The organism is Paenarthrobacter sp. NPDC089307, from assembly GCF_040685055.1.
Lineage (GTDB): Bacteria > Actinomycetota > Actinomycetes > Actinomycetales > Micrococcaceae > Arthrobacter.
The window spans coordinates 231131-246303 of record NZ_JBFBHE010000001.1 but is presented as its reverse complement, the minus strand read 5'-3'; the positions used below and the strand labels follow the sequence as shown (position 1 = coordinate 246303).

Annotated in this window: 14 protein-coding genes and 1 pseudogene; 7 read left to right on the top strand and 8 right to left on the bottom strand. The window is 59.4% G+C overall.

Annotated features, from left to right (window positions below):
- Positions 1 to 76: 76 nt before the first annotated feature.
- On the bottom strand, positions 77 to 454 hold the full coding sequence (locus tag AB0N72_RS01155; protein ID WP_363931451.1) for a MerR family transcriptional regulator: 378 nt from the start codon (positions 452 to 454) through the stop codon (positions 77 to 79).
- Positions 455 to 762: 308 nt separating this feature from the next.
- On the opposite strand from AB0N72_RS01155, the gene AB0N72_RS01150 reads away from it, so the two are divergent.
- The 5 genes from AB0N72_RS01150 (at position 763) to AB0N72_RS01130 (ending at position 5649) form a co-directional block, all read left to right on the top strand.
- Positions 763 to 1704 carry an aromatic alcohol reductase gene (locus tag AB0N72_RS01150; protein ID WP_363931450.1) on the top strand — a complete coding sequence of 314 codons (942 nt, stop codon included), beginning with the start codon at positions 763 to 765 and terminating at the stop codon, positions 1702 to 1704.
- Positions 1705 to 2155: 451 nt separating this feature from the next.
- Entirely contained in the window at positions 2156 to 3187 is a 1032-nt protein-coding gene (locus AB0N72_RS01145) for an ROK family protein (protein WP_363931659.1), read from the top strand.
- A gap of 265 nt (positions 3188 to 3452) precedes the next feature.
- Positions 3453 to 4094 (top strand): DUF4192 family protein, encoded by a 642-nt coding sequence (locus AB0N72_RS01140; protein ID WP_363931449.1) that lies wholly within the window; start codon positions 3453 to 3455, stop codon positions 4092 to 4094.
- The gene (locus AB0N72_RS01135; protein ID WP_363931448.1) at positions 4052 to 4411 is read left to right on the top strand and encodes a hypothetical protein; all 360 of its coding nucleotides are present in this window, start codon (positions 4052 to 4054) and stop codon (positions 4409 to 4411) included. Before AB0N72_RS01140 ends, AB0N72_RS01135 begins: the two co-directional genes overlap by 43 nt.
- 389 nt (positions 4412 to 4800) lie before the next feature.
- A complete protein-coding gene (locus AB0N72_RS01130) occupies positions 4801 to 5649 on the top strand; it encodes an MBL fold metallo-hydrolase (RefSeq protein WP_363931447.1) in 849 nt (282 codons plus the stop codon).
- Positions 5650 to 5695: 46 nt separating this feature from the next.
- Here AB0N72_RS01130 and AB0N72_RS01125 read toward each other — a convergent pair whose 3' ends face one another.
- The 5 genes and pseudogenes from AB0N72_RS01125 to AB0N72_RS01105 form a co-directional block, all read right to left on the bottom strand.
- The gene (locus tag AB0N72_RS01125; RefSeq protein WP_363931446.1) at positions 5696 to 6535 is read right to left on the bottom strand and encodes an MBL fold metallo-hydrolase; all 840 of its coding nucleotides are present in this window, start codon (positions 6533 to 6535) and stop codon (positions 5696 to 5698) included.
- A 58-nt stretch (positions 6536 to 6593) separates the two neighbouring features.
- Positions 6594 to 7208 carry a CGNR zinc finger domain-containing protein gene (locus AB0N72_RS01120; protein ID WP_364081146.1) on the bottom strand — a complete coding sequence of 205 codons (615 nt, stop codon included), beginning with the start codon at positions 7206 to 7208 and terminating at the stop codon, positions 6594 to 6596.
- An 80-nt stretch (positions 7209 to 7288) separates the two neighbouring features.
- Positions 7289 to 8203, bottom strand: a pseudogene (locus AB0N72_RS01115) (alpha/beta fold hydrolase); the annotation flags it as partial.
- 42 nt (positions 8204 to 8245) lie between these two features.
- Complete coding sequence (locus tag AB0N72_RS01110) at positions 8246 to 9064, bottom strand: alpha/beta hydrolase (protein ID WP_363931444.1); 819 nt, start codon at positions 9062 to 9064, stop codon at positions 8246 to 8248.
- 2 nt (positions 9065 to 9066) lie between these two features.
- Positions 9067 to 9549, bottom strand: coding sequence for a hypothetical protein (locus AB0N72_RS01105; RefSeq protein ID WP_363931443.1), 483 nt, complete (start codon positions 9547 to 9549; stop codon positions 9067 to 9069).
- 234 nt (positions 9550 to 9783) lie between these two features.
- On the opposite strand from AB0N72_RS01105, the gene AB0N72_RS01100 reads away from it, so the two are divergent.
- Positions 9784 to 11103 (top strand): MFS transporter, encoded by a 1320-nt coding sequence (locus AB0N72_RS01100; protein WP_363931442.1) that lies wholly within the window; start codon positions 9784 to 9786, stop codon positions 11101 to 11103.
- 158 nt (positions 11104 to 11261) lie between these two features.
- Complete coding sequence (locus AB0N72_RS01095; RefSeq protein ID WP_363931441.1) at positions 11262 to 12110, top strand: MBL fold metallo-hydrolase; 849 nt, start codon at positions 11262 to 11264, stop codon at positions 12108 to 12110.
- Positions 12111 to 13259: 1149 nt separating this feature from the next.
- Here the strand turns inward: AB0N72_RS01095 and AB0N72_RS01090 are convergent.
- Together AB0N72_RS01090 and AB0N72_RS01085 are read right to left on the bottom strand one after the other, a co-directional pair.
- The gene (locus AB0N72_RS01090; RefSeq protein ID WP_363931439.1) at positions 13260 to 14030 is read right to left on the bottom strand and encodes an SDR family oxidoreductase; all 771 of its coding nucleotides are present in this window, start codon (positions 14028 to 14030) and stop codon (positions 13260 to 13262) included.
- 249 nt (positions 14031 to 14279) lie between these two features.
- Complete coding sequence (locus AB0N72_RS01085) at positions 14280 to 15173, bottom strand: MBL fold metallo-hydrolase (protein ID WP_363931438.1); 894 nt, start codon at positions 15171 to 15173, stop codon at positions 14280 to 14282.

Here is a 15173-nt window from a genome sequence, read left to right as displayed (position 1 = left end):
GGCTTTGGACATTCAGCGTTCGTAGCCCACGCATGGTTACAATCTAAAAATTTCACGAAGCAAGGGCACGTGGAAGTTAGGTCGATGTCAGCAAATCTGCGTGATTTGTCCGCTGAAGGTAGTCGATGACAGCATCACGACTCTTTTCCAGGCACACGATTCTGTTCTCCACAACGCGTAGTTCTTGAGCAAGCTCCTCCGCCAGAGCCCGATTGCCCACAGTGGATTGACGTTGGGTTGCTGGAGTTTCGATGTTGAGCACTATTTTGATCATCTTCGTCGACAGGCCGGCCGCTATAAGTGCCCGGACGTGACGGGCATGCTCGATCTGCTCGTCAGAGTACTCGCGGTACCCGTTGGTCGAACGTGACGCATCGATGAGCCCCTGCTGCTCGTAGTAGCGGAGCATCCGAGTTTGGACGCCCAGTTCCTTGGCGACATCACCGATCTTCAACGTGGACATCCTTTCGCTTCGACCATCGACTTGACCTTGACACTAATGTCAAAGTTTACGCTAACTTTCATACCGCCCGCTGATCCGCTCTTACGCGGGTCTCATAGGTCAAGGGAAGAGAGACAACGAGTCTCTCGCATGAAATGGAGGACAGGTGCACCGTCGCGCACATCAGATGTGCACAGCATGAGCGTTCGGGGTATAACGCTCGGACGCTGCGTACGCGTTACGGCGTCGGGCGGTCCGACTCCTCCTCCACCTGAGCAATTGCTGAATAAAGCGTGAATACAAGTAAGGACTCTGCGCTAATGACTAAAGAAATTCCGTCCGCCCGTTCGCGGGACATCCTCATCATCGGAGCGGGAGAACTCGGCATGCCCGTCCTGCGCAACGTGGCACGGCGGGCACGAGACGTGGACGGCTCAACTGTCAGTGTGCTCCTGCGGGCGAGTGCTATCGAATCCGTTGCGCCGGATAAGCAGCGCGACCTCGCCGAGATCCGAAACCTGGGCGTAAGGATTGTCCAGGGCGACCTGGTCAAGAACTCGGTCGATGAACTCGCGACGATCTTCGCGAACTACGACACCGTGATCGGCTGCACGGGCATTACCGCCGGGCTCGACACGCCCATGAAAGTTGCGCAGGCCGCTCTTCAAGCGAAACTCCCGCGATACTTCCCCTGGCAGTTCGGTGTTGACTTCGACGTTATCGGTCGGGGAAGCCCCCAGGACATCTTCGACTCGCAGCTGGACGTACGGGATCTGCTCAGGTCCCAGAACGGAACCGAGTGGGTGATCATCTCCACCGGAATGTTCATGAACTACCTCTTCGAACCAGGCTCCGGGATGGTCGATCTCCCCAGCGACACTGTCAACGCGCTGGGCAGCCTTGATACAGCTGTCACCGTAACGACCCCCGAAGACATCGGTGTCCTCACGGCTGAAATCCTCTTTGCTGAACCTCGCATCCGCAACGAGATCGTCTACCTTGCCGGTGACACCATCACATACGGTGAGTTGGCGCGGACCCTTGAATCCGTGCTTCAGCGCCCGTTCAAGGTTGTGGAATGGACAGTGCCTTTCCTCCTGGACGAGCTGGCCAACGACCCGGATAACATGACACGAAAGTACCGTGCCGTTTTTGCCCAAGGCCGAGGAGTGGCCTGGCCAAAGGACGACACCTTCAACGCGAGGCACTCAATTCCGGTCACCAGCCTGACCGAGTGGATCAAGGACAACATCGCAGCCTGACAGGACAGAGGGACTGGCAGATGCTGCCCCCTTTGCCCCGGGTCTGGGCGGCCCTGACGGGGCGGCCCAGACCCGAGGCAAACAGTTCGCGCGAATTCGCTCAGCTTGCAGGGCCCGTGGAGTCCGAACTTCGGCTGGTTATCTGCCATCCGACTCGCGGAGCGAGTTGTCGCGGCCATCAACTGCACGACCTGAGCTATGTCGACGTCGTGGATTCTTCATACCGATTTGCCCGAAGCGATGTCGTGGCCCTGCAGGGCGGGCCACTGAGCAAGCTCGACCTATTCAGCTTCGAGCGCCCAGGGTCGATGTACTTCAACAGGTATGGCTGCGGGGCAGTTCTGGACGTAGGGCCCCGACGGGGGTTTAGGCGTTGACAATGTCCACGCCGCCTTTGGCGTGACAAAGCACCGGGCTTGCGAGATCCACTGTCGGCCCGTACGTGGACCGGATGATCACCCAAGGTCTCCTTGTCGAAAGCGCCGAAGAGAACCAGGGCACCGGGAGACCTTCAAGAAGGTTGCAGCTGGGCGACAAGGCCGGGGTGGTGGCCGTCGTCGAGCTTGATGTGACCTCTGCGCAAATAGCCGTACTGGACTTGCGGTCGACTATTCTCGGGCGGTCGTGGATATCCATCGCCCAGGACGCAGAGGTGGAGGAAACCACTGCGCGCATTGTTTCCAAGGTGATGGGTACGGTTGACGATGCCGGAAGAAAAGGTGATCTTCGGTGGCTTGTGCTCGGCGTGCCTTCTCCCGTAACCACGGTTCGAAATGTTGCAGAATCCGTTTCCAGATCCGGCTACTGGTGGGATAACTTCCCACTAAGCGCTGCGATTGCACTCCATACAGACGTACCTGTGACCGTGGAAAATGACGCCAACCTAAGGGCGGTCGCCGAGTCTCCGGAAGCTCGCGAAACCGGTCCCATGATCTACGTCCACCTTTCCTCCGGGCTGGGAGCCGGAATCGTGGGGGCCGATGGCGAACTATATCGGGGAGCCGACGGTGTCGCAGGGGATATAGGCCACATGAGGATCGGAAACAGGTCTGGGAAACTGTGCGCCTGCGGACGTAAAGGATGCGTCGGGGAAAGAGTTACCCGACTCTCTGTTCTTAGAGATGTGGGGCTTCTCCATGATCAAGATCAAAGCTCCGGCATGGAAGCACTGAGACTCCGAATTCGACAAAGTGATACCGCCGCGCTGGAACGGATTCGAGAGTATGCATCGCTGACCGGAGAGCTCTTAGCGACCGCTGCCAACTTCTACAATCCCCGGACCGTCATTTTGGGCGGCGAGATGGCATACCTGGGGGACGAGGTTCTGTCGGGAGTCAGGGCTGGCATATATGAACACTCCTTGCCCATCATAAGCCGTGGCCTCTCCGTCAAACTGTCAACACAGCGAGCGGACGGAGCTTTGATCGGGGGCGGCCAGTTAGCCGCCCGGAAAGTATTAAACAAGATCACCGCGGGTCCCTGATTTCGGCGGCCGAAGCTCTTTTTCAAAGCATATCGATGTCGGGATGGCATGATCGTAGGGAGGGTAGGTCGGTATCTGTCTATATCCGAGCTTTCGATACAGAGCCTCAGCTTCCGGCTGCTTACCCCCTGTTTGCAGGATAACGCGGCGGGCGCCTGCACACGCAGCAATCATAGTGCTGGCCTGTCAAACGCCTATGGATAGCTGGAGCTCCCGCAGAACGGGCCCCGTTAGCAACATCCAAAAGCGCCGAGGAGTCAGGACAATGAACGCCCTCACCACCAAAGACCCCGCCGATCTGCTCAGCTTCATCGGCCATACCCTGGGCTTCTGGCCCCAAGAGAGCCTCGTCTGCATCACGCTGAACAAAGACAAAGTCGGCGCCACCCTTCGCATTGACCTCCCCAAGGAGCCAGGCTACGAGGTCCACTTCGCGCAAACCGTCGCCGCCTACCTCACATCCGACGAACGAGCCAACGGCATCGTCTTCGCCCTGTACACGACAGAACGACCAGAAACAGGAGAAGCAAGGCCGCGCAGGGCGACCATCGCAGCCCTCACCGGCGTCCTCGCACACGAAGGCATCACCATCCGCGACGGCATCTACGTCACCAACACCACCTACGCCCCCTACGACAAGACGCCCGGCAGCAACATCGCCATCCCCATCAGCACCACCGAATACTCAAGGGTCAACGCAGAATTCATCTACCGCGGCAGCACCATCGCACCTTCGAACCAGGTGACCCTCCCAGTGGCGACGGACCAGCGAGAGCAGCCACCGCCGTCGAACACCACATGCAAACCATCCTCAACGGACCACCAGCGGCAGCCACCCACGAAGCCCACCGGCTCTGGACAAGCATGCTCGAGACCACGGACTACCCCACCGACACGGACGTCCTAAAGCTCATCGCCTACTACCAGTTCCCCCACATCCGGGACCGGCTCATGGCAGACATCCCCGGCATCAACCAACCACCCGAACACATCCTCTTCGCCCAAACCACCCAAGCCCCCGACTGGTCACGCATCGAATGGGCCAAACAACTCCTCACCCACACCTACACCCTCACAGCCCCACAACACGCAGCACCCATCCTCACCACCATCGGCTACATCAACTGGCCAGGGGTTACGCGCAGACCGCAATACCAGGAGCAGGGGCGATCCCAACACCTTCGCGGTGATCAAAAGCCCGCCGCCGGCCGTGGTCGTCGATGACCATACAGCAGCCGAGTCATCGGTTTTTGTATCCAGCCAGGCCGAGCGTTATTCGAGATCGGCATGCATGACGAAGAACTGGCTGCGCCAAGATAGTTGAGGCGCGGCGCTCTATCCCCCATGCGTCGGACTTAGTTTGGGGGCGCGGTCGGCTTCCTGGCTCATCACCAGGACCGGCTGGCTCCCGCCGGGGCCATGGGGGCGTAGCGCCCACGTCGGCCCTTGCGACGACCGGAAATGCGTACTGTTGGCGCAGCTGTTGGCGCAGCTGCTCGTATTTCCGCGGTGGCAGGGTAGTTCCTGCATACACCATGGACGTAACCGGCTATCATTGTATGATCCTTACTTTGGCGCAGTAGCCACACCTAGACTTTCAGGAGTAATCGAGCATGGTTCAACTTACTTACGAGACCCTCGTGTTAGATGGGACGCCTCGGGCGGAAGGACAACTCCCAACCGGAGAACGGTTCGTAACCTCGCCGCTTACACTGACGCTGATCAGCGGTGAAAAAGATGCAGTGTTGGTGGATGCCCCTTACACATACGGGCAGATTGCTCGTGTTCGCGGCTGGCTCCAGGACAGCGGCAAGAGGCTGGCTTTTGTCTATATCACCCATGGGCACGGCGACCACTGGCTGGGCGCCGAGGAACTGCTGAAGCACTTGCCGGGAGTTCCCGTGTACGCCACAGAGGGCACATTGGCGAAGATGCGTACCGAGGCGGTTGATGGAAGAGCTCAGTTGTGGGATCGCTCCCTGCCGGGGCTTATTCCGCCAAGTACCGTGATCGCTCAACCCGTTCCGGACGGAGGCTTGTCTCTTGAGGGGGAAGCCTTGGAGCCAATTGCCCTTGGGCATACCGACACCGATGACACGACTGCACTCTGGGTCCCTTCCATCAGTCTTGTCGTGGCAGGTGACGCAATCTACAACGGCGCACATCAGATGCTGCTTGAGACCGGCAACGGCGGACTAGACGCGTGGTTGGCTGCCATTGACATCATCGAGTCGCTGGATCCCCTGTTTGTGGTATCCGGGCACAAGGCGCCGGGCGCGCCTGATGACCCTCGTTGCATCCAGGAGACGCGGCAGTACCTGCTGGATTCCCGCGATGCGTTGGATCGAGCGCAGACTCCGCACGATTTTTATGATGAGATGCTTCGCCTTTACCCGCACCGGGTTAACGCATCTCCTGTTTGGTACGGGGCCCTAGGCCTGGTAGGGGCCCAGGAAGCCTGAGATATTGGCTGTGGGGTTTCGCAAAGGCGGACCCCACACCGTGCCATTATGGGGCTGCTGTTGCGGTAATGCTTCGCCAAAGCGCTTTAGGATTGACGTGCTCGGGATATCTGCCCAGCATGTAGGCGAAGAGTTGCTTGGCGGGCAAACCCAACTCGAGAGCTCTGGTGTAGTCGGTGATGTATCGTCGGGTTTCCTCGATGGCGTCAGGACTATGGTCAACGTCGGGAGCGGCATGTCCCGCCACCACATATTCGGGCTGAAGGCGATCGAGGTTATCCAGAGCGGCAAGCCACTGTGCAGCGCCGCCATCCCTCACCTCGTTGAGAGCGAGATGGCAACGGTTATAGACCGAATCGCCGGCCACAATGAGCCGGATTGAAGGGATCCACAGCGCAGTCGTGTCATCGGTGTCAGTGTGTCCGAGCTCGAGCACCTGGACGGATGCACCCTCCAAGAGAAGGTCCGACGTGCTGGGACGGACAATGATGGATCCGCTCGCGACCTGACCAGGAAACCGCTTGTCCCACAGTTCGCCGCGAAGCCGGGAGTACCGGTACATATAGTCACGGGTCTGGCGTGTGGCACTCACCATCGCATGAGGGAATTGGCTTTGAACGGCAGAGGCTCCCAACCAGTGGTCGCCATGGCCATGGGTGATGTAGATCAAGTTGAGCCGACTGGTGAAGGACTGAACCCACTTGATCGCATCCTCGACAGCGGCAAGATGCCAGGGGGGATCGACAAGTATCGCCTCACGAGTCCCATAGATCAACGTTGTGTTCATCGGGGAAGAAGTAGCCGGGTGACCGAACGGCACCCCCGGTGTTTCGCGTTCCAACACCGGAGGCGAGGTGAAAACAGCAAACTGCAAACCGGAGTTCACGCCCGTGGACACTCCCGCTTCGGCCCTGACACCATATGCCTCGAGTTGGGATCTTTGGTCAATTGACAGAGAACTGAGCGTGCGTCCGATCACGCTGCCGTGCTCTCGATGCACGCACATTGGCGATGTTGCCGCAGGAGGACGAGTCGTGCCAGACCGCTCCGTTGTTCTTGGACCGGTCATAGAAGGCGACACGGCACCATTCGTTCGGACAAATCTTAAGCCTGCGGGATTGTCCCTCCATCTGCGCGTCATACAAAGCCCGAAGGACTTCAGCAACAATAGCCCGGTGTCCTGAGGCAGCGGCGGATGCAAGACGGACTTGACCATCTTCCAACGCAAGAGTTGCCCTGGCCGTGACGGTTGGAGACGGTCCCGGCGAAGCGGCAATTCCTGTCCCATCACTGCCTGCCAGCGTTGACATCAACGCGGTACGGAAGCGACGAAGGGGCTCAAGGTCTTCTTCGTCGAGGACAGGTACGCTCTCGCGGTCGTCTAGTTCCCGCCAGGCGGCGGAGACCCACGCGGAAGCATCCTCTGGTGTATCCAGCAAGTCGACGCCCCTGATGGTCCGCCCCGCAGAAATAGTGTTGACAAAGTCCTGAACCAGCCCAAGGTTTCCCGGGCCGGGTTTCAGGCTGTAACGGTCGGTTGCGCTGTACAGATTTCTCACCTCCGAAGGTAAGGACATACTACCGGATGCTCCTTAGGGACGAACAAAGTGGCCGCACCCGGTCGGGTGCGGCCACTCTTTCAGCTAAGGAGGTGTCGGCGGAACCAGTCACCGGCGCCCACAGCGGTGACGTCGAAGTATTCGTAATATGCTTCGAAGTGACCACCGTCGTAGGTGACCAACTCCTTTGGCTCGCCGGCACGTTCGAACGCTTCCAGTGCCAGGTCGGTAGGAGTGACTGTGTCCTGCAGCCCGACAATCATCATCAGAGGAGTCGGGGAGATCCGCGTGACCCACACGCCGGGATCGTAGGACTGCGCCTTCTGTGTTGATCGCAGCGTAATTTGGTGGTCATAGCGGGCCGGGCTGTCGAGGGGGTGGCGGGCTTCGTAGGCGGCCATCTCGGGGTCTCGATAGGCGCTCGGGACGGACGGATCAGTGGAGACCAGCAGTTGCCTTTCCGGCTCCGCCCCGCGCAGTTGTGCCAGCATGTCGTCGTGGAACCGCTGTTGCAGATGGGCCCGGGCTTCGGAGGCGGGATTCCGACGCCGGCCCTGTTCGTATCCGCTTATGGTCGGAATCTGTGAAACCACGGCCTTGATGCGGGCGTCGCTCCCTGCGAGGACGAGCGCATGTCCGCCAGCGTAACTGGAGCCGAACAAGCCTATACGGTTCGGGTCTACAGTGTGTAGATTGGCGAGGAAGGTGACCACGAACCGCCAATCATCGATTTGCTGCCATGGGTCGATGTCTTGGCGGGGCCAGCCCCCGCTTAGGCCGAACCCGCGATGGTCATGCGCCAGAACCACGAACCCTTTTTCGGCAAAGTACTCGGCGTAGTGCATGAGGCCACCCTCAATGAGTCCCCCGAACCCGTGGGCGAGCGTAATGGCAGGACGCGGATGTTCACCGTCCTCCGGGGACAACAACCATGCATGCAGGCTTACACCTCCTTCAACAGGTATCCACACTTCTTCTCGCGTTACTGTCATAACTGCCTTCTCCTGTCCTTCTTTTTGCTACCGATGCGTTGGGACCTACACCTGCGAACTGACGCCCGAGATGAATTTCCCCAGAATCTCTGCCAAGGCACCTGGGTCCTCGAGATGGGGGTAGTGGCCGGTCCCGGATACTTTCTCTACAGTTATCGCTGCAAACCGCTGTGCAGTTTGGCTGCGGAGCTTCTCTTCAGGGAAGAAGGCGTCGTCCGATACGACAAGGAGGGTTGGAGCGGCAACTGCCGAAGGGTCTTTACCCAGCGGGTGTCCTCCGATCCATGCCATCAGAGATTGGAGTGAGGCCTTCTCTGTCTCCGCAGGAGTGGACTCGACGATGCGTAGTACAGTGTCTTCGTCGGCGCGATGGGCCATTCCGGTCCTGATTTGGCCGAAGTTCTGTGGGTCCAGCTCCCGGGCGCCGCCGCGGAATGTTTCGATTTCTTCTGTGCCGAGCGGCCATCCTGCCAGAGGCGCAGGTGTCACGAGCACAAGGCCCTGGACGGCATCTCCGAGTTTACGGGCCACAAGTTCGGCGACGGCGCCGCCCATTGACTGCCCCACCACGATGATGTCCTCGCCGGATTGCAGCTCGGTGTGGACGGCCTCTAGAACTTGCTCGGAGAAGTCTTCAAGCAGACCCGGGCTGTCCGTTTCGTCGCGTTCGGCTTCCTGGCGTTGCACAGCAATGAAGCGCCAACCTTCAGTGGCATGGGAACGCTCTAAAGCGTCGATGACCCACTGCCATCCGAGAGCACTGTCGCGCCATCCGTGGGTGAACACAATCACTCCCCGCTTGCCCGTACCTGCCTTCAGATAGGACACCCCGGACGTGGCGCGCTGCTCGTCTAGTTTAATCATGATCAGGCCACCTGCTCGCTCCGGATCGGCCATACCTTGTCTAGTGTCGTGGCGTCCGTGTTGGTTGCTTCGATGGAGACGACGCGCAGTCCGTCATCCCGGCGAGCGATCACGAAGTGCACTGCCAGCCTTTCGATTTCTGATTCATCAGCGCGGCGTCGGGACCAGATCACATCGACGGCGGCGCTGTGGGGGTTGAAAACGACGACCCTGCGATCCGGCACCGCCGTATGCGTGTAGCCAGCGGCTTGGAGCCGGGCGAAGGTAACCTTCAACCACTCGATCACTTCCTCTCCCGTGGCGGCCAACTCGACAGGGCCGGCTTCTGTACCGACCCACAGTGGTGCTCCCCAGTAATCGAGGATGAAAGAAGGGTCGTCTCTAACCTCTGCGACCGTGACCCATCGCGGGAGATAGTCCTCGAAAAACCACTGGGTGATCTCCGTGTAGGTGTCGTCGAGCTGCTGCTTCTGGGATGGCGACATTGTCATTCCTTTTCATCTAGGGGCCAGACAGGCATCCAGCGCCATCGCTGAAAGCATCTCATCTGCCAGGCGGATGTAATGAGCATACGCGCTTTACTCCGTGTCGCACACCCTAGATTGCTTCCGAATAATCAGCGGGCCTAAAAAAAGATGCTTGCCAACGTAGTGACCATTAGCTGTATGATCCTTACGTATCTATGTAGTGACCATCACATGTTGAGCAAAGGGGCTTATATGTCAAAAACAGGTGCACCAGCACTTCTTCAGGGTGAAGTAGGGGCGGATTCCTACCGCGCCGGGAAGGCTTGGGCTTTCACAGGTACTCTGCTGCTCCTCTACGTCATGAACTGGGGTGATAAGGCCATTCTGGGCATAGCCGCTCAGCCCATTGCTCAGGAGTTCGGCCTGTCCACAACCCAGATCGGGCTCGTAGGGACATTGTTCTATGTGGCCTTCACTCTGACCGGGTTCTCCGCAGGATGGTTGCACCGCAAACTAACTCTGAAGTGGGCACTCGCACTTCTGGCCGCGGTTTGGGCCGTGGCAATGCTGGTTCCGGTCCTGGCGATGGGGGGATTCATCGTCATTCTGCTCTCGCGCATCGTCCTCGGGCTAGGGGAAGGTCCCGCTGCAGCGTTGATCCTCAGTGGCATCTACTCCTGGCATCCACGAGCCAAGCGGGGCATCCCGTCCTCCGCCGCAATTTCCACGAGCAGTGTTGCGTCGCTCATCATCGCACCCCTGATTGCACTCGTGATTGCCGCATGGGGTTGGCGTTCAGCCTTTCTGATCCTGGCTGTGCTGTCCGTGGCGTGGATCGCGCTCTGGGTCACCACATGGAAGGACGGGCCTTACGCCGAGAGCGTGAGGCCTGAGGGTAAGGGTAAGGACCACGCCACCGAAATATCTGTCCCTTGGCGCAAAATCTTCCTCAACCGCAGTTTCATCGGTGGGGCCGTTGCGATGTTTGCTGCTTACAGCATTGCCTCTGCTGCACTGACGTTCGCGCCAACGTACTTCCAAAAGGGGCTGGGGCTTTCACAATTGGCAGCAGGCACGTTGCAGTCTGTCATCGGAGCTGCAGGTCTGGTGGCGATGCTTTCAGCTGGCTTCATCGGGGATCGACTCTTGGCTCGAGGAGGCTCGTCCAGGGTCTCGAGAGGTATTCTTCCCGGAGTGGCCATGCTTGTCGGCGGTGTGCTTCTGGCAGTACTGGTCACCGCCCCGGAAGCTGCAGTCGGCGTGGCAGTCTTCGCCATCGGATATGCGCTCACGTCCGTCACCATTCCTGTGCTGAACGCCGGGATCTCCGAAGTTGCGCCCCCGCAGCAGCTTTCCGGAACGCTGGCGGTATTCATGGGAATCATGTACGTCGGTGCGGTTCTGGCACCACTGGTGACGGGCGCAATTGTGGATTCGTTCGGCGGCGGACCAAGCGGCTGGGGCGTGGCATGGCTGGTGTTCGGGTTACTCGCCGTTATCGGAGGAGCATCCACGCTTGTGGCGTTCAACCCCACACGCGACGCAGCAGCAGTTCAGGGCACCGCCGCATAATTCGGGGTCAACCACTCATAGCGGAGGGGGTCGAGACGACAGGTTCCGTCCCGACCCCCACCGCTTCAATCTCCTAGGGCCGAGCTTCCCTTAGTCGTTACGACGGCGATGCCTTTTCAAACCAGCCCTTCCATTGACCTAGAACGGAAAACACAAGCATGGCAACTCTGTCCTATGAAGTTTTGGTGCTCGATGGCACTCCGCGTGCCGGAGACCAGCGGCTTCCCAGCGGAGAGGCAATAGTCTCTTCCCCCTTGGCGATCACACTCATTTCGGGCGAGCGGGATGCCGTCCTTGTCGATGCCCCCTATACATTCGGGCAGATTGAGCGTGTCCGAAACTGGATTAGAAGTTCAGGAAAGACACTCCGCTACGTCTACATCACGCACGCCCATGGTGATCATTGGCTGGGCGTGGGAGAACTGCTTGCGGACTTCCCCGGCGTAAGAGTCTATGCAACACCGGGCACGCTCGGGCGCATGGAGCATGAAGCGACTGTAGGTCGCGAGAAGCTGTGGGATGCACTCTTCCCGGGGCTTGTCCCGCCATCACCCTTGATCGCCGAGTCCGTTCCCGCAAAGGGCTTTGAAATCGAGGGAAACACGCTGATCCCGATCGAGCTCGGCCACACTGACACCGATGACACAACCGCGCTCTGGGTTCCCTCGATGGAGCTCGTTGTAGCAGGCGACTGCGTATACAACGGCGTGCACCAGTACTTGCTCGAATCCTCGGAAGAAGGATTCACGTCGTGGCATGCGGCCCTGGACACGCTGGCAGCGTTGGAGCCCAAGGTCGTGATCGCTGGCCACAAAGCCCCAGGCGCACCCGATGACCCCAAAAGCATCGAAGAAACCCGCGCTTATCTCAGGGACGCACAGCATCTTCTCGCGACTGTATCCGGTCCCGCAGAGTACTACGAGGCCATACTGCGTCGATACCCTTTCCATGTGAATCCAGGCCCGGCCTGGTATGGGGCATTGGGACTTCTGAGCGCCACACCCTAGCAGCCCACCAGCACCCGGCGTGCTCCCGACAGCGGAGAAATATTCTCCTGGCAGTTGTTGCAAAAGGTCAAGTCAGAAATGGAATCATTCTTGCCGACGCCCCAACGTCTATTCCTGGTCGAGGATGTACAGGAGGCGGTCCTTCGTAGGCTGAAGCTCTTTTTCGAAGCATATCGATGTCGGGATGGCGTAGTCGTAGGGATGATAGTGGCTATCTGCCTGTATCCGATTTTCGATAGAGAGCTTCAGCTTCTGGCTGCTTACCTCCGGTTGCAGGATAACCCTGCGGGCGCCGGCACTAGACCGGTCACCGACCACTGAGAGGGCGTGCCCGCTTATGTCACACCTTGCGCTAAACAACGAGGCAAGGTTGAGAGATGAGCCCGTCACAGGCGCCCGGTCTATCCCGCGCCGTCCGAGGTCATGGCAAGGATCTTCGCCGAGTTCGCTGCCACGCGAACCCGACGCCATCTAACCCGTGCCTCCAAGTAAGTCGAACCCAAATCTGACCTTAGAGCTGCCTGACAAGGGAGAACTTGGCCAACGGACGGGCTCCCATTCGTTCGTTCTTCCCTGCCCGCTTCGGTTGCAGCTGGTAACAGATGCGCCGAATGCCCAAACGGACTCACGACGGCCACAATGTCAGGACGATTTCGATCGTTCTCGCGCTTCCCCACGCGTTTTCCTTGCCCAGCAACTGTCAGGATGGAATCTCTGAAGGTCATGACCCGCTGTCAATCAAAGGAAACTTAGTACTAGCCTGACGCCGCCGCCGCAGCTGCCGTCCACCGTACTGAGGGAGGGAATAGACTCACAGCGACTCACAAGGACTCACAGATGCCCCCGATGCCTGATCCCTTCCGCCCCACGGCGGGGGCTACTCCCCCGAAACCTATCGGACGCGAGGGAATGCTCGACGAGTTCGAGTACGGCCTTGGGCTTGGATCGGCGCCCCTGGATTGTTGATTGTCATCACCGGCGCCCGTGGCATCGGCAAGACAGCGCTGCTTAGCGAGGCCCAAGAAAAAGCCCGTCGGCAAGGCTGGATCGTAGTCTCCGAAACCGCCACGCGGGGAGTAGGAGTGGCCATGGTACTGACGGAGCGAGTTCCGGGCCGTGCAGTTGAGCCACGGCCCGGAACCTTATGGCTCAGAAAACTCCAGCGTCCAGGCCTCCGTCCAGCACCAGTCCCGAGCCGGTTGAGAAGGATGACTCGTCTGAGATGAAGAACATTACTGCCTTCGCGACTTCGTCAGGTGTGCCGTAGCGCTGCTGCTTCTGACTGATAAGCCCGTCGAAGCCGCCCGGCGGGAGCCCTAACGAGGATTCGAACCCACTCACGTGGCTGCTGACCAGGTTGGTTGCGACGAAGCCGGGAAGTACAACGTTCACTCGTACGCCGTGACCGCGCAGCTCGATAGCTGCAGTCTTCGTCAGGTTGACGACCGCTGCTTTGGAGGCTCCGTAGGATCCGCCGAACGGTGTCCCGCCCAGTGCCGTTACCGAGCCGATGTTCACAATGCTTCCACCGCCGCTGGCGACGATTGCGCGCGCGCCATGGCTCATGCACAGGAAGACTCCGTCAAGGTTGATTGACATTCCGCGGCGCCAGGTGGCGAGGTCCATCTCGATGAGGGACCCGATCGTCATGATTCCTGCGTTCGGAATCATGACGTGAAGGCCGCCGTATGTTGACACAGCGGTGTCGACGAGCGACTTGACCTCGCCCTCATCGCGCACGTCGCAGGCGACGGCGGTCGCATTGCGCAGTTTGTCGGCAGCGCCTTGAGCGGCCGCCCCATCGATGTCGGCGACGACGACGTTGGCGCCGGCCTCGCTTAAATGGCTTGCAATGGCGAAGCCGATTCCGTTGGCGGCGCCTGTAACGATCGCGGTTTTACCCTGGAAGTTGTACGTCATTGGGACTTCCTATCTTGTGGACTGCGGAGGGGACTGACGGTAGCGTCGATGCGACCGTCGAGATGAAGGCACCGTATGAGGATCTGGCGTCCAAATGTCTCGCTGGTTGGACGGTACTCCAGCAGACTATGAACAGAGTCCGACGTGGTTCTGTGACATCTGCGTCCAAGGGGGTGCCTGTCTTTGATAGAACTGAGCAATTTGGATCAGTGGCCGGAGCTCACATTTGGCCGGATGACCCTTGAACCGTTACTGGGCTCCCGCGTACTCGGCGCCCTGGCGGCGCGCCATGGCACTAGCGGCGGAGAATTCCAGCGTCCAAAGGTTCCCGTACTCCGGGTACTTCCCTCTCATGATGGCGACCAATTCGTCCGCATCCTTTGCGACCTCAAAGGCGGCGGTGAAGTCGTGTATGTAGGTCCGGGTCTTTGCGATCATGGTGTCAACAGCGAAATCGTCTCCGTCGGGCCTGCGGTGACCGGCCACGATCATCCGCGGCTGGAGGCTCTCAATGGTGTCTACTGTTGCGAGCCAGTCCTTCCATTCCTCGGGAGCCGAAAGCCCGAGCATCTGATGGATTTCGTTGTAGATGGAGTCGCCGGCTATGACGACATCGATTTCGGGGACATGGACGATGCTCGTGGGGTGAATATCGGCCTGCTTCACCTCAATAATGCGCACAGGGGAACCGTCGACGAAGAGCGTGTCACCTTCCAGCGGCTCCGGAAGGGGTCCCGGCGCGACGTGAGCATCTCCGAACAACATCCGCCATTGTTCCGCCTGGATCTCCTTGGTCTGCTTCATGGATTCGATCACACCTGGCAGGGCCACGTACTTCGCATCTGGGAATCGCTCGAGAAGAGGCCCGGAGCCCAAGTAGTGGTCAGCGTGGTCGTGGGTGACGTAGATCGTGGTGAGCTTCTTTTCGGTCCGCTCGATCAGATCACCAAGATCCTGGACGTCATCCTTGAGGTACAGCGCATCGATCAGGACCACCTCAGTTGCGCCGCTGATAAGAGTGGCCGTAGTTGGCGAGAACTTGCCGGTTGGAACTCCCGGGTAGTCGACGGGGACGTCGGGCCAGCGGCCGGTGAAGACTGTTGCGCGGATGGGAACACCGGGCGTGTGCGTATCGGATGTCAA

Bases quoted from the DNA above. Each gene is read 5' to 3' on its own strand.
- AB0N72_RS01095 (WP_363931441.1), top strand. From the start codon at position 11,262: ATGGCAACTCTGTCCTATGAAGTTTTGGTGCTCGATGGCACTCCGCGT.
- AB0N72_RS01100 (WP_363931442.1), top strand. From the start codon at position 9,784: ATGTCAAAAACAGGTGCACCAGCACTTCTTCAGGGTGAAGTAGGGGCG.
- AB0N72_RS01090 (WP_363931439.1), bottom strand. From the start codon at position 14,030: ATGACGTACAACTTCCAGGGTAAAACCGCGATCGTTACAGGCGCCGCC.
- AB0N72_RS01130 (WP_363931447.1), top strand. From the start codon at position 4,801: ATGGTTCAACTTACTTACGAGACCCTCGTGTTAGATGGGACGCCTCGG.
- AB0N72_RS01110 (WP_363931444.1), bottom strand. From the start codon at position 9,064: ATGATTAAACTAGACGAGCAGCGCGCCACGTCCGGGGTGTCCTATCTG.
- AB0N72_RS01145 (WP_363931659.1), top strand. From the start codon at position 2,156: ATGATCACCCAAGGTCTCCTTGTCGAAAGCGCCGAAGAGAACCAGGGC.
- AB0N72_RS01150 (WP_363931450.1), top strand. From the start codon at position 763: ATGACTAAAGAAATTCCGTCCGCCCGTTCGCGGGACATCCTCATCATC.
- AB0N72_RS01140 (WP_363931449.1), top strand. From the start codon at position 3,453: ATGAACGCCCTCACCACCAAAGACCCCGCCGATCTGCTCAGCTTCATC.
- AB0N72_RS01105 (WP_363931443.1), bottom strand. From the start codon at position 9,549: ATGTCGCCATCCCAGAAGCAGCAGCTCGACGACACCTACACGGAGATC.
- AB0N72_RS01135 (WP_363931448.1), top strand. From the start codon at position 4,052: ATGCTCGAGACCACGGACTACCCCACCGACACGGACGTCCTAAAGCTC.